Here is an 18,471-nt window from a genome sequence, read left to right as displayed (position 1 = left end):
CCATCCTGTCAGTCGGTCACGCGACCCGCCGACAGGGTGCAAAGCGACAGGGCCCGGATCGAAAAGACCCGGGCCCCTTGTCAGTTCAGACGATCATCAGATCGCAGTCATGACGTGCTTGACCCGGGTGTAGTCCTCGAAGCCGTACGCCGACAGGTCCTTGCCGTAGCCGGACTTCTTGAAGCCGCCGTGCGGCATCTCGGCGACCAGCGGGATGTGGGTGTTGATCCAGACGCAGCCGAAGTCCAGGCGGCGCGACATCCGCATGGCGCGGGCGTGGTCCTTGGTCCACACCGAGGAGGCCAGCGCGTACTCGACGCCGTTGGCGTACTCGACGGCCTGGTCCTCGTCGGTGAACTTCTGCACGGTGATGACCGGGCCGAAGACCTCGTTCTGGATGATCTCGTCGTCCTGCTGCAGGCCGGAGACGACCGTCGCGGCGTAGAAGTAGCCCTTGTCGCCGACCTGGTGGCCACCGGCCTCGACCTTGGCGTGGGCGGGCAGGCGCTCGATGAAGCCGGCGACCTGCTTCAGCTGGTTGGCGTTGTTCAGCGGGCCGTACAGCACGTCCTCGTCGTCCACACCGCCGGTCTTGGTCTCGGCCGCGGCCTTGGCCAGCGCCTCGACGAAGGCGTCGTGGATCGACTCGTGCACCAGCACGCGGGTGGCCGCGGTGCAGTCCTGGCCGGCGTTGAAGTAGCCCGCCACCGAGATGCCCTCGACGGCCTCGGCGATGTCGGCGTCCTCGAAGACCACGACCGGGGCCTTGCCGCCCAGCTCCAGGTGGACGCGCTTGACGTCCTTGGAGGCGGACTCGGCGACCTGGATGCCGGCCCGGACCGAGCCGGTGATGGAGGCCATCGCCGGGGTCTTGTGCTCGACCATCAGCTTGCCGCTCTCGCGGTCACCGCAGATGACGTTGAAGACGCCGGCCGGCAGCTCCAGGTCCTTGAGGACGCCGCCGATGATCTCGGCCAGCAGCACGGTGGAGGCGGGGGTGGTGTCCGAGGGCTTCAGCACGACGGTGTTGCCCGCGGCGATGGCCGGGGCGAACTTCCACACCGCCATCATCATCGGGTAGTTCCACGGCGCAACCTGGGCACAGACGCCGACCGGCTCGCGGCGGATGATCGAGGTCATCCCGTCCATGTACTCACCGGCGGCCTTGCCCTCCAGCAGGCGGGCGGCGCCGGCGAAGAAGCGGATCTGGTCCACCATCGGGCCGATCTCCTCGGAGAGGGTCAGCGCGCGGGGCTTGCCGGTGTTGCGCACCTCGGCGTCGACGATCTCGTCGGCCCGGGCCTCGACCGCGTCGGCGATCTTCAGTAGCAGCTTCTGCCGGGTGCTCGGGGTGGCGTCGCGCCAGATCGGGAACGCGGCGGCGGCCGAGGCCATGGCCGCGTCCACGTCAGCGGCACCGGACAGCGGCGACGTCGCGTACACCTCGCCGGTGGTCGGGTCCACGATGTCGAGCGTGCGGCCGTCAGCCGCGTCGACGAACTCACCGTTGATGTAGTTGCGCAGCGTGCGAAGGTCGCTCACGGGTCTCTCCTCGGTCTGGGCCTGCGGCATTGCAGATTCCGGCGCCATGGTACGTCGGCGGGTCCGGCCTACGAAGGGTGCCGAGTGGCCGGGCCCGAAGTGGCGCGGTCCACTGGTGGCGGAATGCGCGCCGCCCTGCGGGGGCGCGCGCGTACCGTGCCAGGGTAGCCGCAAGACTGTCGGGATCGACAGGCCCAGCCCGTGTGTGCGATGAAATCCGCATGCAATTTCCAAGATCGCGACGAAATCAGCAGTTTCCTCGCTTGCGAACAGGGGAGCGATCAGGCACAGTGGCCGCGTGGCCAACCGCGACCGGAACGCGAGCGTTCCCCTCGACGCCGCCTCCAAGGCGATCATCGAGCAGCTCCAGGAGGACGGGCGCCGCCCGTACGCCGCCATCGGCAAGGCCGTCGGCCTGTCCGAGGCGGCCGTACGACAGCGCGTCCAGAAGCTGCTCGACCAGGGCGTGATGCAGATCGTCGCCGTCACGGACCCGCTCACCGTCGGCTTCACCCGCCAGGCGATGGTCGGCATCCGGGTCGAGGGCGACATCGAGCCCGTCGCCGACGCGCTGGCCGCCCTCGACGAGGTCGACTACGTCGTCTGCACCGCAGGCTCGTTCGACCTCCTGGCCGAACTGGTCTGCGAGGACGACGAGCACCTGCTCGAACTGATCAACAAGCGCATCCGCGCGCTTCCCGGCGTGCGGAGCACCGAGAGCTTCGTTTACCTGAAACTCCGGAAACAGACCTACACCTGGGGCACCCGATGACAGCCGACCCGGCGCAGAAGGACCTTTCCAAGACCGCCTACGACCACCTGTGGATGCACTTCACCCGCATGTCGTCGTACGAGAACTCCCCCGTGCCGACCATCGTCAAGGGCGAGGGCACGTACATCTGGGACGACAAGGGCCGGAAGTACATCGACGGCCTGGCCGGCCTGTTCGTCGTGCAGGCCGGTCACGGCCGCACCGAGCTCGCCGAGGTCGCCGCCAAGCAGGCCAAGGAACTCGCGTTCTTCCCGATCTGGAGCTACGCGCACCCCAAGGCCGTCGAGCTGGCCGAGCGCCTGGCCAACTACGCCCCGGGCGACCTGAACAAGGTCTTCTTCTCCACCGGTGGCGGCGAGGCCGTCGAGACCGCCTGGAAGCTCGCCAAGCAGTACTTCAAGCTGATCGGCAAGCCGACCAAGTACAAGGTCATCTCCCGCGCCATCGCCTACCACGGCACCCCGCAGGGCGCGCTGTCCATCACCGGCCTGCCGGGCCTCAAGGCCCCGTTCGAGCCGCTGGTGCCGGGCACCCACAAGGCCCCGAACACCAACATCTACCGCGCCCCGCACTACCTCGAGGGCCCCGACGGCACCGTCGACCCCGAGGCGTACGGCCGCTGGTGCGCCGACCAGGTCGAGGAGGCCATCCTCTTCGAGGGCCCCGAGACCGTCGCCGCCGTCTTCGTCGAGCCGGTGCAGAACGCCGGTGGCTGCTTCCCGCCGCCGCCCGGGTACTTCCAGCGCCTGCGCGAGATCTGCGATCGCCACGACGTGCTGCTGGTCTCGGACGAGGTCATCTGCGCCTTCGGCCGCCTCGGCACCATGTTCGGCGCCGACAAGTTCGGCTACGTGCCGGACATGATCACCTGCGCCAAGGGCATGACCTCGGGCTACTCCCCGATCGGCGCCACGATCATCTCGGACCGCATCGCCGAGCCGTTCTACAAGGGTGACAACACCTTCCTGCACGGCTACACCTTCGCCGGCCACCCGGTCTCCTCCGCCGTGGCGCTCGCCAACCTCGACATCTTCGAGCGCGAGGGCCTGAACCAGCACGTGCTCGACAACGAGTCGCGTTTCCTGGGCACCCTCAGCAAGCTGCGCGACCTGCCGATCGTCGGCGACGTCCGCGGCAACGGCTACTTCTACGGCATCGAGCTCGTGAAGGACAAGGTCACCAAGGAGACCTTCAACGAGGAGGAGACCGAGCGCGTGCTCTACGGCTTCCTCTCGAAGGCCCTCTTCGGCAACGGCCTGTACTGCCGCGCCGACGACCGTGGCGACCCGGTCGTCCAGCTGGCCCCGCCGCTGATCTCCGACCAGTCGACCTTCGACGAGATCGAGCAGATCCTGCGGACCAGCCTCACCGACGCGTGGGCGAAGCTCTGATCCCCTGAGCCTTCTTCCCCACCCTCCGCCGAAGGGCGGCCCCGCTCCCCGCGGGGCCGCCCTTCGGCGTCCCGGCCCGGTGGCCCGGCAACATCACAGTCGTACGACCAAACATGCCTGAATGCGGGTGATTTGCCCGTGATGGACCAGTGCGCCGCAACCGCGACCGGCCCCGGTCGTTCTAATCTGACGACTGTCATATCCCTGCGGCACCCAGGATGGAACCTCATGTCAGCGGCACCGCCTGACAACGACGTGCTGTGGGCCCGAGGGATCGTCAAGTCCCTTTACGGCACGCCCGCCCTGCGCGGCATCTCGATCGGCGTCCGCGAGGGCGAGGTGCTCGCGGTCACCGGCCCGCGCGGCTCCGGCAAGAGCACCCTGCTCGGCTGCCTCTCCGCCCAGCTCACGGTCGACAAGGGCGAGGTCTGGTTCAACAGCTCCCCCGTGCACACCCTCGGCCGGTCCGGCCGCGAACGGCTGCGCCGCGACCGCTTCGGCTTCGTCGGCTCCGAACCGCATCTGGTCCCCGAACTGACCGCCCGCGAGAACGTCGCCCTGCCGCTGCTGCTCGCCGGGGCCGGCAACAAGGCCGCCTACACCGCCGCCGACGAGTGGCTGGAGCGCCTCGACGTCGGCGAGATCGGCCGACAGCGCCCCGACCGGCTGGTCCAGAACCAGCGCCAGCGGATCGCCGTGGCCCGCGCCCTCGCCCCGCTGCCGCCCGTCGTCTTCGCCGACGACCCCACCGCCCCGCTGCACCGCGAGGCCGCCGACCAGGTCCTGCGGATACTGACCAGCGCGGCCCGCTCGCACCAGCTCACCCTCGTGCTGGCCACCCACGACCCCGAGCTCGTCCGGTTCGCGGACCGTACCGTCGCCCTCGTCGACGGACGGCTCACCGCCCCCGCCGCCCCCGTCCCGCGCGGCACCGCCGCCCCGGGGACGACCGGTGCGTCCGCCGTCGCGGCCACCCGCCGCTGACGAGGCCCAGCCGCTGAAAGAGTCGACGTGTTCTACCTCCGTCTGGCCCGGGGCTACCGGGTGCCCGACCTCGGCCGCTGGCTGCTCACCGCGCTGGCCGCCGGCGTCGTCGCCGCCTTCCTGCTGCGTTCCCTCGGCCGGGCGCTGAGCGACCCGCTCGGCGGCACCGACGCGCTGATCCGGCTGCTCTGGTGCCTGCCCCCGCTCGCCGCCGTCGCCTGGTTCGCGGCCGTCGCCGCCCGTTCGGTGCCCGCCCGGCGGCCCGAGCGGATCGCCGGCCTCACCGCCGCCGGCACCGGCTCCCGCAGGATCCGCACCCTGATCGCCGGTGAGGTCGCCCTCGCCTGCACCCTCGGCAGCGTGCTCACCCTGCTGCTCTTCCTGGTGCTGCGCAACGACATCGCCGGGCCCTCGCTCGCCCCCGACCTCGGCATGGGCGTGCCGCTGCCGGCCGCCGCACCGGTCACCCTGCTCGCCCTGGTCCCGCTCACCGCCGGCATCGCCGCCGCCTGCGCGGTACCCGTCGCCGACACCCTGCCCGGCGGCCGCACCCGCGTCCGGACCGACTTCGGCGTCTGGCGGATCGCCCTGCCGATCGGGCTGGTGGTGATCGGCGCCGCGCTCGAACTCATCGCACTGCGGCCCGACGCCGCCGCCGACGGACGCCCGATCCACCTGCCCGCCGGACTCGGCACCACCAGCACCGCCGCCCTCGGCGGCTGGGCCGCCAGCGCGCTCGGCCTCGCGCTGCTCACCGGCCCGCTGCTCGCCTGGACCGGGCGGCTGCTCGCGATCGGTCGGCCCACCCCGCTGCGGCTGCTGGCCGGACGCGGCCTCACTGCCCAGGCCCGGCGGCTCGGGCCGCCGCTGGCCGTCCTCACCCTCACCGTCGCGCTGGTGCTCACCACCATCCGCTACTGGATCGGCACACCCGACAGCGCCGACGCGCTGCCCGCCGTCGAGGCCTGCCTGGTGCTCGGCTGTGCGGCCGCCGCGGTGGTCTCCCGGCTGGCCGAGGTCCGCACCGACCGCAGCGAGGTCACCGACGCACTGCTGCGCCTCGGCGCCTCGCCCCGGCTGCTGTTCGGCGCGGTCGCGCTGCGCACCCTCGCGGTCGGCACCGCGCTGCTGCTGACCGGCGGGGCGACCGCCGCACTGGCGGCCGCCGGACTGCGCTAGCTCCTAGCCGGCCGCGGCCAGCTGGCCGCAGGCGCCGTCGATCTCCTGGCCGCGGGTGTCGCGGACGGTCGTCGGCACGCCGTGCGACTGGAGCCGACGGACGAACTCGCGCTCGTCCTCCGGCCGGGAGGCCGTCCACTTGGAACCCGGGGTCGGGTTCAGCGGGATCAGGTTGACGTGCACCCGGTGGTTCTTGATCAGCCGGCCGAGCAGGTCCGCGCGCCAGGCCTGGTCGTTGATGTCCTTGATCAGCGCGTACTCGATGGAGACCCGGCGACCGGACTTCTCCGCGTAGTTCCAGGCCGCGTCCAGCACCTCGGCGACCTTCCACCGGGTGTTCACCGGGACCAGCTCGTCGCGCAGCTCGTCGTCCGGGGCGTGCAGCGACAGCGCCAGACGGCAGCTGAGGCCCTCGTCGGCCAGCCGGTTCATCGCCGGGACGAGGCCGACGGTGGAGACCGTGATGCCGCGCTGGGACAGCCCGAAGCCGTCCGGGGCCGGGTCGGTCAGTCGGCGGATCGCGGCCAGCACCCGGTTGTAGTTGGCGAGCGGCTCGCCCATGCCCATGAACACCACGTTGGACAGCCGCGCCTCGCCGCCCGGGATCTCGCCGGTCTTGAGCGCGCGCATCCCGGCGGCGATCTGCTCGACGATCTCGGCGGTGGACAGGTTGCGGGTCAGCCCGGCCTGGCCGGTGGCGCAGAACGGGCAGTTCATGCCGCAGCCGGCCTGCGAGCTGATGCACATGGTGACCCGGTCCGGGTAGCGCATCAGCACCGACTCGACGAGGGTGCCGTCGAACAGCTTCCACAGCGTCTTGCGGGTGGCGTCATCGTCGCAGGAGACGTGCCGCACCACCGACATCAGCTCGGGCAGCAGGCTCTCGGTGAGCTTCTCCCGGCTGGCGGCGGGGATGTCCGTCCAGCTGGCCGGGTCGTTCGACATCCGGCCGAAGTAGTGGTTGGAGAGCTGCTTGGCGCGGAACGGCTGCTCGCCCAGCTCGGCGACGGCCTCCTTGCGCTCGGCGGGGCTCAGGTCGGCGAGGTGTCGCGGGGGCTTGGCGCCGCGCGGCGCGACAAAGGTGAGTTCTCCGGGCTTAGGCATGGTTGTTCCAGTGTCGCAGACGCGCGAGGGCCCCGGACGCCTGGCGTCCGGGGCCCTCACGGTGAGCTCTCGCGCTAGCTGCCGACGAAGGCGGCCAGCAGCAGCCAGACCACCGGGGCGGTCGGCAGGAGCGAGTCCAGCCGGTCCATGATGCCGCCGTGGCCGGGCAGCAGCGTGCCCATGTCCTTGATCCCGAGGTCGCGCTTGATCATCGACTCGCCCAGGTCGCCCAGGGTCGCGGTGACCGCCGCGCAGCCGCCCAGGATCAGGCCCTGCCACCAGCTGCCGTCGTCGATGATCAGCTGCATCAGCAGAGCGCCCGCCAGCATCGACAGACCGATGCCGCCGGCCAGGCCCTCGCGGGTCTTGCCAGGACTGATCGTCGGGGCCAGCTTGGTCTTGCCGAACTTGTAGCCCACGGCGTAGGCCCCGGTGTCGCTGCAGATCGTGACGATCAGGAAGAGCACGATCCGCTGGGGGCCGTCGTCGGCCGCCAGCATCATCGCCACGAAGGTGGCCAGGAACGGCACGTAGAAGGCGGTGAACACACCCGCCGTTATGTCCCGCAGGTAGTCCTCCGGCGGTTCGGCCATCCGCCAGACCATCACCGCCAGCCCGGTCAGCGCGAGCGAGGCCGCAGCCCACTGGATCCCGGCCCAGTAGCCGGTGGCGACCATGGCGACGCCGCCCACCAGCAGCGGGATCAGCGGCACCTTGATCTGCTTGCGCTCGGCGAGCCGGGTCGTCAGCTCCCAGCTGCCGACCGCGACCGCGGCCATCACGACGACCAGGAACAGCGCCTTGACCACGAACAGGGAGGCGACGATCACCGCCCCGAGACCCACCCCCACGCCTATGGCGGCCTGGAGGTTACGGCCACCGCGCTGCTTACGCGGCTCCGGCTGCGGGGCGGGCTGGGCGGCCACGGGTGTCTCCTGCCCTGGGTGGGACGACGGCACGAAGTGGGGCTGCTTGGCCGCCTGGTGGCTCTGCGGCGGCACGGGATGCACCGGAGCCCCCGGGTACGGCTGGGCGCCGGGACCGGGGGCGGGAACGGTGGTGACGCCGTCGGCTATCGCGCGCAGCACGACCGTCTCCGTCACACCCGGCGGCGCCGTCTCGGGCTGCTCGTCCCGGAACAGCGGGCCGCCGGTCAGCCGGCCGGCCTCCCGAGCCGGGCCCGAGCCGGGCTCGGCCGGCTGACCGGGGGCCGCCGGCCGACCCTGCGCCGTGTGCTGGCCGGGGGCCGCCTGGCCGTACGGCGTCGACGGGCCCTGAGCGGGGCCGTGGTCGGGCATGCCGGAACGCGGGCCGGGATCGGCCGGTACGGGAGGCATGACCTGGGTCTCCTCCGCGTCGCCGCCCCAGTACACCGGAGGCTGCTGCGGGTGATCCGAACGGAGGTCCTGGTCACCCGGGACAGCGCTCGGCGCACCCTGGTGGGCGGCCTGGCCGCCCGGGTGGCCGGGGTGTCCCTGGGCGGGATGCCCCGGAACCGCGTGCCCCGGAACCGCATGCCCCGGGACGGCGTGCCCCTGGGCCGGCGCCGGGTGCTCGCCGTACCCCGGCGTCGGCTGGGCCGACGGCCGGGGTGCCTGCGGCTGCGGCGCCGGGCGGTAGGGCTGGAACTGCTGGTCGGACGGGCCCCAGTAGCCAGGGGCGTCAGGGGCGTCGTTCATCAGACCTCGAGCAGCTCGGCTTCCTTGTGCTTCAGCAGCTCGTCGACCTGGGCCACGTACTTGGCCGTGGTGTCGTCGAGCTCCTTCTCGGCGCGGCGGCCGTCGTCCTCGCCGACCTCGCCGTCCTTCACCAGCTTGTCGATGGCGTCCTTGGCCTTGCGGCGCACCGAACGGATCGAAACCTTGGCGTCCTCGCCCTTGGTGCGGGCGATCTTGATGAACTCCCGGCGGCGCTCCTCGGTGAGCTCAGGCAGCACCACTCGGATGATGGAGCCGTCGTTCGACGGGTTGACGCCCAGGTCGGAGTCGCGGATGGCCTGCTCGATGGCCTTCAGCGCGGTCTTGTCGAACGGCGAGACGACCGCCATCCGGGGCTCCGGCACCGAGAACGAGGCCAGCTGGTTGATGGGAGTCACGGCGCCGTAGTACTCGGCGACGATCTTGGCGAACATCGCCGGGTGGGCACGGCCGGTGCGGATGGCCGCGAGGTCGTCCTTGGCGACGGAAACGGCCTTCTCCATCTTCTCCTCGGCCTCGAGGAGGGTCTCTTCGATCACTGTGGTCTCCCTGTCCGGTTCATCTGCTGTTGTCCCGACCGGTGTCGGCGTCGGGGCCGGTCGCGGCGGACGCCGTCCCGTACGGCTGGTTGCTGCTCAGGCCCGGACGGAATCCTGGCTGATGAGTGTGCCGATCTTCTCACTCTTCACCGCGCGCGCGATATTGCCCTCCGCCAGCAGTTCGAAGACCAGCATCGGGAGGTTGTTGTCCTTGCACAGCGTGATCGCGGTGAGGTCGGCGACCTTCAGGTCACGCGCGATGACCTCGGAGTACTCCAGCGCGTCGAACTTCACCGCGTCCGGGTTGGTCCGCGGGTCGGAGTCGTAGACGCCGTCCACGCCGTTCTTGCCCATCAGCAGGACGTCGGCGTGGATCTCCAGGGCGCGCTGGACGGCCGTGGTGTCGGTGGAGAAGTACGGCATGCCCATACCGGCACCGAAGATCACCACACGGCCCTTCTCCAGGTGCCGGACGGCCCGCAGCGGCAGGTACGGCTCGGCGACCTGGCCCATGGTGATCGCGGTCTGGACCCGGGTCTCGATGCCTTCCTTGACCAGGAAGTCCTGCAGCGCGAGGCAGTTCATGACGGTGCCGAGCATGCCCATGTAGTCCGAGCGGGCCCGGTCCATGCCACGGACCTGCAGCTCGGCACCCCGGAAGAAGTTGCCGCCACCGATGACCACCGCGACCTCGGTACCGGCGCGGACGACCGTGGCGATCTCCCGAGCGATCGCGTGCACGACGTCCGGGTCGACGCCGAGCCCGCCGCCACCGGCGAAGGCTTCACCGGACAGCTTCAGCAGCACCCGGCGGCGCGAGCCCGCCTTGGGGTCCTGCGCGGTCTCCTGCGTCTCCTGCATGGACTTCTCCTTTTTGCACCTGCTGGTTCACAGGCCTGGGTGTGCGGATACCCGGCCTGCGTGTACACGCGAGGAGGCCACTGCCGCGGGAACCGGTTCGGTGTCCTGCACGGCAATGGCCTCCTCGTCGTTCATGGTGCCGAAGCGGCCCGCCCATGGACGGTTGGCGCTGGGTGAGCCCGTTCGGCGTTCCGCCCGCCCTGGTCAGCGGGCGGGGGCGGTTCCCAGCCTAAAGGGGCCGGGGACCAGGTGGAACGTGGCTCAGGCGCCGACGCGGAAGCGGGCGAAGCGCTTGAGGGCGACGCCGTTCTCCTCGAGGACCTTGGCGACGGTCTTCTTGTTGTCCTTGGCGAAGGCCTGCTCCAGGACGGAGTTCTCCTTCACGAAGCCGGTGACGCGACCCTCGACGATCTTCGGCAGGGCGGCCTCCGGCTTGCCCTCCTCGCGAGCGGTGGCCTCGGCGACGCGGCGCTCGTTCTCGAGGTCCTCGGCCGGGATGTCCTCGCGAGACAGGAACTTCGGCGCGAAGGCGGCGATGTGCTGCGCGACGTCCTTGGCGACCTCGGCGTTCTCCTTGTCCAGCTCGACCAGGACACCGACGGCTGGCGGCAGGTCGGGGCTGGTCTTGTGCAGGTAGACCGCGACGTAGCCGTCACCGTCGAACTGGGCGAAGCGACGGAAGACGATCTTCTCGCCCAGGCTCGCGTTGGCCTCGTCCACGAACTGCTGGACGGTCTTGCCGGCCTCGATCTCGGACGCCAGGGCGGCGTCCAGGTCGGCCGGGGTGGTCTTGGCGACGTGGGCGGCGATCGCGTCGGCGACCTCGACGAACTTCTCGCCCTTGGCGACGAAGTCGGTCTCGCAGTTCAGCTCGACCAGGACGCCGGACTTCTTGTCCTCGGCGATCAGCGCGGCGACGGCGCCGTTGGAGGCGTCACGGCCCTCGCGCTTGGCAACGCCCTTCTGGCCCTTGATGCGCAGGAGCTCGACGGCCTTCTCGACGTTGCCCTCGGCCTCGTCCAGGGCCTTCTTGCAGTCCATCATGCCGGCGCCGGTGAGCTCACGGAGCTTCTTGACGTCCGCGGCGGTGAAGTTCGCCATGGTGTGAATCTCTTCTCGCGTCTCGCGTGTCTGCGTGGGGTGGCACCGGGACCGGTGGTTCGGTCCCGGTGCGGGAGAGAGGGGCACCCGCCGGCTTCGTACCGGCGGTTACCCCTCACCCTTGGTACGTCAGGCCTGCTCGGCCGGAGCCTCGGCGGCGGCGGCGGGGGCCTCCTCGGCCTTCTTCTCGCCCTCGATGAGGTCCTTCTCCCAGTCGGCCAGCGGCTGGTCGGCGCCCGGCTCGGCCTTGGTGTCGCCCTTGGTGTCGCCCTTGGCGACACCGGCGCGGGCCTTCAGGCCCTCGGCGACGGCGTCGGCGATCACGCGGGTCAGCAGGGTGACGGAGCGGATCGCGTCGTCGTTGCCCGGGATCTTGTAGTCGACCTCGTCCGGGTCACAGTTGGTGTCGAGGATGGCGACGACCGGGATGTTGAGCTTCCGGGCCTCGCCGACCGCGATGTGCTCCTTCTTGGTGTCCACGATCCAGACAGCGCTGGGAACGCGCTGCATGTCGCGGATACCGCCGAGGGTCTTCTCCAGCTTGTCGTGCTCGCGCTGGAGGACCAGGAGCTCCTTCTTGGTGAGGCCGGAGCCGGCCACGTCCGAGAAGTCCAGCTCGCCGAGCTCCTTCAGGCGCTGCAGGCGCTTGTAGACGGTCGAGAAGTTGGTCAGCATGCCGCCGAGCCAGCGCTGGTTCACGTAGGGCATGCCCACGCGGGTGGCCTGCTCGGCGATGGCCTCCTGGGCCTGCTTCTTCGTACCGACGAAGAGGACGCTGCCGCCGTGGGCAACGGTCTCCTTGATGAACTCGAAGGCGCGGTCGATGTAGTTCAGCGACTGCAGGAGGTCGATGATGTAGATGCCGTTGCGCTCGGTGATGATGAAGCGCTTCATCTTCGGGTTCCAGCGGCGGGTCTGGTGACCGAAGTGGACGCCGCTCTCCAGCAGCTCCCGCATCGTGACGACGGCCATTGCCGTGCTCCTCAGGTGTTACGGCCCGGCTGTGGCGTTCCCGTGGGGTCTCCCGTCGGGTGACCGCCTACGGCCGGGTCAGTCTCGGTTTGTCCGTGGCGGCCAGGTGACAGCCACGCCTGACGCCCCGAACGTGCCGAGCCGCTCCACCCGCTCGGTCCGGGGACCGGTCGGGCTCGGCGGACCGAGCGGCACTCGCACCTGGCGGGGCTGCGGATGAACCGCGTCCGACCACCGGTGGCGGGGCGTGCGAAGTCGACCCGGTGGACCGGGTCGCGTGTGAAGTGTACGGGAAGCCCCGAGGGGCGAGCGACTTCGCGAGCGGCGGAAGGCCTGCGGAGGGCGTTGGAGAAGTCTGGGAAACGGCTGCGGCGGGCGGGTCCGCGGCGTCGGGAGGGCGGTGCGGACCGGATGCGCTTCGGCTGGGCGCCTGCCCACGATCCGGTGCCGGCCTGCCGCTTGTACACCGGATGGCGGCGTCCGTACACCCGCCGGAGGGACACCGGTCGGAGGTGGGGGCGGTTTGTCCACAGGAATCCGGACGTGGGTGGTGTGAGGCCGGGGGCACGGCGAGCCTCGGGGCATGACTGGGCTCAGTGGGGTTCGAGGGGTGTTCGCCGTCTTCGCCGGGATGGTGCTGGTGGTGACGACGGTGCTCGGGTTGTCCGGCGGCGCGGGGGCCGCGGCCGGCGCGACCGGGGACGGGCCCGAACGGGGTGCGGCGGCGCGGGCCTGGCCGGTGGGCGGGCCCGGTGGGGTGCTCCGGCGGTTCGAACCGCCGGCGAAACCCTGGGCGGCCGGACACCGGGGAGTGGACCTCGCCGCCGCGCCCGGGGCGGAGGTACGGGCGGCGGCCGCCGGGGTGGTCGCGTTCTCCGGCCTGGTGGCTGGGCGGCCGGTGGTGACCGTCGCCCACCCGGGCTCGGGGACTCCCCCGCTCCGGACCACCTACCTGCCCGTCACCGGCACCCTCCCGGTCGGCACCCAGGTGACCGCCGGGCAGGTGGTCGGGCAGCTCGCCCCGGACGGACGGCACTGCGGCGCACGGGACTGCCTGCACTGGGGGCTGCTGCGCGGCAGCCGCTACCTCGATCCGCTGGCCCTGCTCGGCGCGGGCACGGCACGGCTTCTACCACTGGGCGGCGCGGGGCGGGTGGGCGGAACGGGGCCGGTGGACGGCACGGGGCCGGTGGGCGGAACGGGGCCGGTGGGCGGAACGGGGCCGGTGGGCGGAACGGGGCCGGTGAGCGGAACGGGGCCGGTGAGCGGAACGGGGCCGGTGGGCGGAACGCCGAGCGGCCCTGTCACGGACCGTGGTTCTGTCACGGGCGGCGGCTCAGGCGCGGGCGGCGGCTCAGGCGCGGGCGAGGCCGTGCAGCGCCAGGGCGACGGCGGCGTCGGCGATCGCCTCGGTGGTCTCGGGGGTCTCGGCCGGGCAGCCCGCGCGTTCGCCGGAGGCCGGCTGCTCGGCCCGGCGGACGGCCGCCTCCACGATCCCCTGCAGCAGCGCCGCGGCGAGTCGGGGCTGCTCATGCCCGAGGTCCTCCAGCGCCTGCACGACCAGGCCGACGAGACGACCGTGCGCCGCCCGGATGCGCTCCCGCGCAGCCTCGTCGAGTTCCAGCGCGGAGATCGCCACGACCGCCCGGTGCCTCGGGTCGACGGCCAGCGCCAGCTGGCCCCGGACATACGCCTCTATCTGCTCGGCGGCGGTGTCGCAGCTCTCCATCCCGGCCTCGATCTCGGCCGCCCAGAGCGGGAAGTCCACCTCGCAGAGCGCCTCGACCACGGCGGCGCGGGAGCGGAAGTACTCGTAGACCGAGGAACGCGCCAGCCCGGTGCGCGCCGCGAGCCCGGGAAAGGTCAGGGCCTCCATGCCGCCCTCGGTGAGCAGAGTGCGGGCAGCGTCGAGGAGGGCTGCCCGCTGCAGCTGGCGATGCTCGGCCACCGTGGCCGCTCGGATCTTCGGCACGCACCCACTGTACGGAGCCGTACCCGCAGCCGGTACGGCGCCGCGCATTCGGGCGAGGTACAGGCCCGCCGGGCGGATCCGGTGCGCGCTAACGGATGTCCGAGAGCTTGGCGCGGAGCTGGAGGACGGACTTGGTGTGGATCTGGCTCACTCGACTCTCCGTCACCCCCAATACCTGTCCGATCTCGGCGAGGGTGAGTCCCTCGTAGTAGTAGAGCGTCACCACGGTCTTCTCCCGCTCGGGGAGGGTGTTGACCGCCTGAGCCAGCAGTCTCCGCAGCTCGCGGTCCTCGGCCACCTCGACCGGGTCGTCCGCGCCGTGGTCCTCCAGGGTGTCCATCAGGCTCAGCCGGTCGCCGCCCTCACCCACCGGGTGCAGCAATTCGTCCAGGGCCACCACGTTGGCGAGCGACAGCTGGCTGAAGATCGCGTGCAGGTCCTCGATCGCGATGCCCATCTCGGCCGCGACCTCGGGCTCGTGCGGCGTCCGGCGCAGCCGGGCCTCCAGCGTCGCGTACGTCCGTTCGACGGCCTTCGCCTTCTGCCGCACCGAACGGGGGATCCAGTCCAGGGCACGCAGTTCGTCGATGATCGCGCCGCGGATACGACTGATCGCGTAGGTCTCGAACTTGATGGCGCGGTCGATGTCGAACTTCTCGATCGCGTCGATCAGCCCGAAGACCCCGGAGGAGACGAAGTCGGCCTGCTCGACGTTGGAGGGCAGACCGACCCCGACCCGGCCCGCGACGTACTTGACGAGCGGCGAGTAGTGCAGGATCAGCTGCTCGCGCAGCCGCTGATCGCCGGTCCCCTTGTAGGAGCGCCAGAGCTCTTCGAGTGCGCTGCGCCCCGGGGCGCCGGGCAGTGAGGTCGCGCCGGGTGGGGAGGTGCCGTCCAGTGGGGAGGTGCCGTCCGGGGTGGGGGCGCTGCCGGGAGGGGTGGTGGCACTACCGGGAGGGCGAGGCGCATGGTCGACGGTCGCGCCGCCGGGCGCGCCCGCCCCACCGGCCGCCCCGCTGTCGTGGGTCGGCTCGGTGCCGCGGGTCGCGTCCGCGGGTTGACCGGGCACCACCGTCGGCCGGCCGCCCTGGCGCGACAGGCCTCCCATCGTCCCCGCCGGCTTGGAGGGGAACTCATTCGCAGGTCGCCGCTCGGTCCGCGGCCCTCCCGAGGACCGAGCGCCACCGGTCACTCTGTGTCCGGGAATGTGTGTGGGCATACGTTGGTCTGCGCCGTTCTGCCGAGTCATGTGCTGATAGGGAAGGCAGGTGGAGCGTAGCGTGACCAACTCACTGCAAAGCGCTACCGCCACCCGGTCGTCCCTCAATCCGGTGGCGTTCACTCACCGGATCCGGCCATACGAGCGGAAGAACCGGATCAGCAGGTCAGCCGGGCCGTCCCGGCGCGTCCTCCCCTGGCGCACTCGTGTTCTCCCCTCCTCATGGTCACCTCCTTCTCCGCACCATGCGCCAGTGCGCACCGTGCCGCTCCACATAGCCGAGCGAGACCAACTCGTAGAGCCGCTGCAGGACTTCATCGGGCGAGAGCCCGGACTGACGGGCCAGCCGCTCGACCGGGGCGCCCTCCGCCGTGGCCGGGACGGCCTCCAGCACCCGGGCCACCGCCGGCTCCAGTAGGTCCCGGGGCAGTACCGGCCCGCTGCGCTGCGGCGCCAGGTCGTCCCCGATCGCCCCGATCAGCTCGGTGATCTCGGCCGCGTCGGTCACCAGCGTGGCGCTGCCGCTGCGGATCAGGGCGTGCACCCCGGCGGAGAGCTCCGAGGTGACCGGGCCGGCGACGCCCATGGTGTGGCGGTTGAGGTCCCGCGCCCGTCTGGCCGTGCTCAGGGCTCCGCTGCGTATGGCCGCCTCGACCACCACGGTGCCCCGGGTGAGCGCCGCGATGACCCGGTTGCGGAGCACGAAGCGGAACCGATTCGGGTGCTCCCCGGGCGGGAGTTCGCTGACCAGCAGCCCCTGAACGCCGATCCGCCGGATCAGTTCGGCGTTCCCCTTCGGGTAGGCGACGTCGACCCCGCAGGCGAGCACACCAACGGTCATCCCTCCGACGGCGAGCGCCCCTCGGTGGGCGGCCGCGTCGATCCCGTAGGCGGCGCCGGAGACCACCACCCAGCCGCGCTCGGCCAGTTGGGCCGACAGCTCCCCGGCGACATGGGCGCCGTAGGCCGTGCAGGCCCGGGAGCCCACCATCGCCACCGAGCGCAGGGCGAGCAACCGGAGTGAAGCGGTGCCGGTGGTCCACAGCCCGATCGGGCGTCCGTCACCCAGGTCGTCCAGTTGGCTGGGCCATTCCGTGTCCCCCGGAATGATGAAGCGTCCACCGACTGCTCGCACCCGTTTCAGGTCGTCCGCCGGGTCGAGACCCGGGAGCCGCGCCTGGTAGGCGGCGAGCCGGGCGGCGTCCAGCCCGGGGTGCTCGGGGACGGTCCCCGCCCGGATCGCCCGGGCCACCTCCACGGCGGGGAGCTGCCTGAGCCAGCGGCCGACCACCGCGTCGCCCGGTTCGCTGAGCCGGTTCAGCAGGACGCGGGCGAGGCGCTCCGGATCGGGTCCGGCCGCGGTGGCGGGCTCGGCTGCGGTGGCGGGCCCAGCCGTTCGCGGTGCTTGAGGGTCCCTCAACAGCCGGCTCATGCCGCGTCCTCCTCGCTCACCGGGGGTTGTTCCCGCACCGGCGGCCAGTCGTCGTCCGGGCCGCTGCGGCGCTGGGGCGGGATGCCCCCGAGCTGGCCGAAGGGGCGATTGTTCAGCGGCAGTCCCTGCTCCACCCCGGTGCGCATGACCAGGGCGGTGCGCACGTCCCGTTGGTCCGGCCGGTCGCGGCCGGCCAGATCGGCGACCGTCCAGGCGACCCGGAGCACCCGGTCCAAGCCGCGGGCGGTCAGCAGTCCGCGCTCCAGCTGGCGCGCGGCGTCGTTGAGTGCGCCGGACGAGAGCTGCCAGTGGGTGCGCAGTTCATGGCCCGGCACCTCCGCGTTGGTCCGCCAGGGGGTGTGCTCCAGCCGGGCCGCCGCCCGCTCCCGCGCGGCCAGCACCCGGGCCGCGACGGTCTCGGTGCTCTCCGCCGTGGCGTCCCGCTCCATCAACTCGACCCTGGTCACCGGGGCGACCTGGACCTGGAGGTCGACCCGGTCCAACAGCGGCCCGGAGAGCCGCCCTTGGTACCGGCTGACCATCGCGGGCGTGCACTCGCAGCCCTCGCCCCGCCGTGAGTACCGGCCGCACGGGCAGGGGTTGGCGGCCAGGCAGAGCAGGAACCGGGCCGGGAGCCGGAGGGACCCGGCCGAGCGGGCGATCACCACCTCGCCCGACTCCAGCGGCTGCCGCAGCGCGTCGAGCACCCGCACCGGGAACTCCGGCGCCTCGTCGAGGAAGAGCACCCCACGGTGGGCCAGCGAGACCGCACCCGGTCTCGGCAGTCCGCTGCCGCCGCCCACGATCGCGGGCATCGTGGTGGAGTGGTGCGGGGCGCAGTAGGGCGCGGTGTCGATCAGCGGGCGCCCGGCCGGGAGCAGGCCCGCCACCGAGTGGACGGCGGTGACCTCCAACGCCTCCTTCTGGGTCAGCGGCGGGAGCAGCGAGGGCAGCCGCTCGGCCAGCATCGTCTTGCCCGCGCCCGGTGGGCCCTTCAAGTAGAGGTGGTGCCCTCCGGCGGCGGCGATCTCCAGCGCCCGCCGGGCCTCGTACTGTCCGGCCACGTCGGCCATGTCGAGCCTGAGCGCCCGGTCGTCGGGCAGGCCCCGCACGCCGGCGCTGGGCAGCATCAGGCCGGCCATCAGCGGATCCGGCCGGCCGCCGATCAGGTCGGGCGGCTCCTCCGGCGCCGTCGCCCCGGTCAGGATGGCGATCAGTTGGCGCAGGCTGCGCACGCCGATCACCGTCACCCCGGGGACGAGCGAGGCCTCGGGCGCGGTCTGCTCGGCGACCACGACCCGCACGTACCCGGCGTCGGCGGCGGCCAGCACCGACGGCAGCACCCCGCGGACCGGCCGCACCCGGCCGTCCAACCCCAGCTCCCCGATGAGCAGCAGGTCGGCGATGGAGGACGGGTCGAGCCGCTCGGCCGCGGCCAGCACGGCACAGGCCACCGCGAGGTCGAAGCCGCTGCCGCTCTTGGGCACCGAGGCGGGGCTGAGGCCGACGGTCAGCTTGCGCTGCGGCCAGGCCTCCCCACTGTTGCAGACCGCGGCGCGGACGCGGTCGCGGGCCTCGGTGAGTGCTTTGTCGGGCAGGCCGACCAGGGTGAACGCGGCCACCCCGGGCTCCAGATCGGCCTGGACCTCGACGATCACTCCGTCGACGCCGACCAGCGCGACGGAACAGGTCCGGGCGAAGGCCAT

15 protein-coding genes and 1 pseudogene are annotated in these 18,471 nt (G+C 71.9%); 5 read left to right on the top strand and 11 right to left on the bottom strand.

Features of this window, described 5'->3' with window-relative positions; genetic code table 11:
- Positions 1 to 96 precede the first annotated feature (96 nt).
- The gene (locus ACH4E7_RS32655) at positions 97 to 1,572 is read right to left on the bottom strand and encodes a gamma-aminobutyraldehyde dehydrogenase (protein WP_355674704.1); all 1,476 of its coding nucleotides are present in this window, start codon (positions 1,570 to 1,572) and stop codon (positions 97 to 99) included.
- A 268-nt stretch (positions 1,573 to 1,840) separates the two neighbouring features.
- On the opposite strand from ACH4E7_RS32655, the gene ACH4E7_RS32650 reads away from it, so the two are divergent.
- The 4 genes from ACH4E7_RS32650 to ACH4E7_RS32635 all read left to right on the top strand — a co-directional run bounded on the left by ACH4E7_RS32650 (position 1,841) and on the right by ACH4E7_RS32635 (position 5,868).
- Positions 1,841 to 2,314, top strand: a complete 474-nt coding sequence (locus ACH4E7_RS32650; RefSeq protein WP_030243538.1) for an Lrp/AsnC family transcriptional regulator — start codon at positions 1,841 to 1,843, stop codon at positions 2,312 to 2,314.
- The gene (locus tag ACH4E7_RS32645) at positions 2,311 to 3,705 is read left to right on the top strand and encodes an aspartate aminotransferase family protein (RefSeq protein ID WP_396252759.1); all 1,395 of its coding nucleotides are present in this window, start codon (positions 2,311 to 2,313) and stop codon (positions 3,703 to 3,705) included. The genes ACH4E7_RS32650 and ACH4E7_RS32645 overlap by 4 nt, the downstream gene beginning before the upstream one ends.
- Before the next feature lie 228 nt (positions 3,706 to 3,933).
- Positions 3,934 to 4,689: an ABC transporter ATP-binding protein gene (locus ACH4E7_RS32640; RefSeq protein WP_396252758.1), complete on the top strand. Its 756-nt coding sequence runs from the start codon at positions 3,934 to 3,936 to the stop codon at positions 4,687 to 4,689.
- A gap of 27 nt (positions 4,690 to 4,716) precedes the next feature.
- Complete coding sequence (locus tag ACH4E7_RS32635; protein ID WP_396252757.1) at positions 4,717 to 5,868, top strand: hypothetical protein; 1,152 nt, start codon at positions 4,717 to 4,719, stop codon at positions 5,866 to 5,868.
- 3 nt (positions 5,869 to 5,871) lie between these two features.
- On the opposite strand, the gene rlmN is transcribed toward ACH4E7_RS32635, so the two are convergent.
- From rlmN to rpsB, 6 genes are all read right to left on the bottom strand, one after another.
- Positions 5,872 to 6,972: a 23S rRNA (adenine(2503)-C(2))-methyltransferase RlmN gene (gene rlmN, locus ACH4E7_RS32630; RefSeq protein ID WP_396252756.1), complete on the bottom strand. Its 1,101-nt coding sequence runs from the start codon at positions 6,970 to 6,972 to the stop codon at positions 5,872 to 5,874.
- A 74-nt stretch (positions 6,973 to 7,046) separates the two neighbouring features.
- Positions 7,047 to 8,309, bottom strand: coding sequence for a phosphatidate cytidylyltransferase (locus ACH4E7_RS32625; protein ID WP_396252774.1), 1,263 nt, complete (start codon positions 8,307 to 8,309; stop codon positions 7,047 to 7,049).
- A 341-nt stretch (positions 8,310 to 8,650) separates the two neighbouring features.
- Positions 8,651 to 9,208 (bottom strand): ribosome recycling factor, encoded by a 558-nt coding sequence (gene frr, locus ACH4E7_RS32620; RefSeq protein WP_355254729.1) that lies wholly within the window; start codon positions 9,206 to 9,208, stop codon positions 8,651 to 8,653.
- Positions 9,209 to 9,304: 96 nt separating this feature from the next.
- Positions 9,305 to 10,069, bottom strand: coding sequence for a UMP kinase (gene pyrH, locus ACH4E7_RS32615; RefSeq protein ID WP_030056790.1), 765 nt, complete (start codon positions 10,067 to 10,069; stop codon positions 9,305 to 9,307).
- Positions 10,070 to 10,330: 261 nt separating this feature from the next.
- Entirely contained in the window at positions 10,331 to 11,170 is an 840-nt protein-coding gene (gene tsf / locus ACH4E7_RS32610; RefSeq protein ID WP_396252755.1) for a translation elongation factor Ts, read from the bottom strand.
- A 129-nt stretch (positions 11,171 to 11,299) separates the two neighbouring features.
- Positions 11,300 to 12,142 (bottom strand): 30S ribosomal protein S2, encoded by an 843-nt coding sequence (gene rpsB / locus ACH4E7_RS32605; protein ID WP_396252754.1) that lies wholly within the window; start codon positions 12,140 to 12,142, stop codon positions 11,300 to 11,302.
- A 583-nt stretch (positions 12,143 to 12,725) separates the two neighbouring features.
- On the opposite strand from rpsB, the pseudogene ACH4E7_RS32600 reads away from it, so the two are divergent.
- Positions 12,726 to 13,226: pseudogene (locus ACH4E7_RS32600) on the top strand (peptidoglycan DD-metalloendopeptidase family protein); the annotation flags it as partial.
- Between the two features lie 270 nt (positions 13,227 to 13,496).
- Here ACH4E7_RS32600 and ACH4E7_RS32595 read toward each other — a convergent pair.
- The 4 genes from ACH4E7_RS32595 to ACH4E7_RS32580 all read right to left on the bottom strand — a co-directional run bounded on the left by ACH4E7_RS32595 (position 13,497) and on the right by ACH4E7_RS32580 (position 18,471).
- On the bottom strand, positions 13,497 to 14,090 hold the full coding sequence (locus ACH4E7_RS32595) for a TetR/AcrR family transcriptional regulator (protein WP_396252773.1): 594 nt from the start codon (positions 14,088 to 14,090) through the stop codon (positions 13,497 to 13,499).
- A gap of 112 nt (positions 14,091 to 14,202) precedes the next feature.
- On the bottom strand, positions 14,203 to 15,222 hold the full coding sequence (whiG, locus tag ACH4E7_RS32590) for an RNA polymerase sigma factor WhiG (protein ID WP_396252753.1): 1,020 nt from the start codon (positions 15,220 to 15,222) through the stop codon (positions 14,203 to 14,205).
- 337 nt (positions 15,223 to 15,559) lie between these two features.
- Positions 15,560 to 16,765, bottom strand: a complete 1,206-nt coding sequence (dprA, locus tag ACH4E7_RS32585) for a DNA-processing protein DprA (RefSeq protein ID WP_396252752.1) — start codon at positions 16,763 to 16,765, stop codon at positions 15,560 to 15,562.
- A complete protein-coding gene (locus ACH4E7_RS32580; protein WP_396252751.1) occupies positions 16,762 to 18,471 on the bottom strand; it encodes a YifB family Mg chelatase-like AAA ATPase in 1,710 nt (569 codons plus the stop codon). The genes dprA and ACH4E7_RS32580 overlap by 4 nt, the downstream gene beginning before the upstream one ends.

The organism is Kitasatospora sp. NPDC018058, from assembly GCF_044327205.1.
Classification (GTDB): domain Bacteria; phylum Actinomycetota; class Actinomycetes; order Streptomycetales; family Streptomycetaceae; genus Kitasatospora.
This window is presented reverse-complemented; position numbering and strand designations above follow the sequence as displayed.

Bases quoted from the DNA above. Each gene is read 5' to 3' on its own strand.
- rlmN (WP_396252756.1), bottom strand. From the start codon at position 6,972: ATGCCTAAGCCCGGAGAACTCACCTTTGTCGCGCCGCGCGGCGCCAAG.
- pyrH (WP_030056790.1), bottom strand. From the start codon at position 10,069: ATGCAGGAGACGCAGGAGACCGCGCAGGACCCCAAGGCGGGCTCGCGC.
- ACH4E7_RS32655 (WP_355674704.1), bottom strand. From the start codon at position 1,572: ATGCCGCAGGCCCAGACCGAGGAGAGACCCGTGAGCGACCTTCGCACG.
- ACH4E7_RS32580 (WP_396252751.1), bottom strand. From the start codon at position 18,471: ATGGCCTTCGCCCGGACCTGTTCCGTCGCGCTGGTCGGCGTCGACGGA.
- rpsB (WP_396252754.1), bottom strand. From the start codon at position 12,142: ATGGCCGTCGTCACGATGCGGGAGCTGCTGGAGAGCGGCGTCCACTTC.
- tsf (WP_396252755.1), bottom strand. From the start codon at position 11,170: ATGGCGAACTTCACCGCCGCGGACGTCAAGAAGCTCCGTGAGCTCACC.
- dprA (WP_396252752.1), bottom strand. From the start codon at position 16,765: ATGAGCCGGCTGTTGAGGGACCCTCAAGCACCGCGAACGGCTGGGCCC.
- ACH4E7_RS32625 (WP_396252774.1), bottom strand. From the start codon at position 8,309: ATGCCTCCCGTACCGGCCGATCCCGGCCCGCGTTCCGGCATGCCCGAC.
- whiG (WP_396252753.1), bottom strand. From the start codon at position 15,222: ATGGGAGGCCTGTCGCGCCAGGGCGGCCGGCCGACGGTGGTGCCCGGT.
- ACH4E7_RS32645 (WP_396252759.1), top strand. From the start codon at position 2,311: ATGACAGCCGACCCGGCGCAGAAGGACCTTTCCAAGACCGCCTACGAC.
- ACH4E7_RS32640 (WP_396252758.1), top strand. From the start codon at position 3,934: ATGTCAGCGGCACCGCCTGACAACGACGTGCTGTGGGCCCGAGGGATC.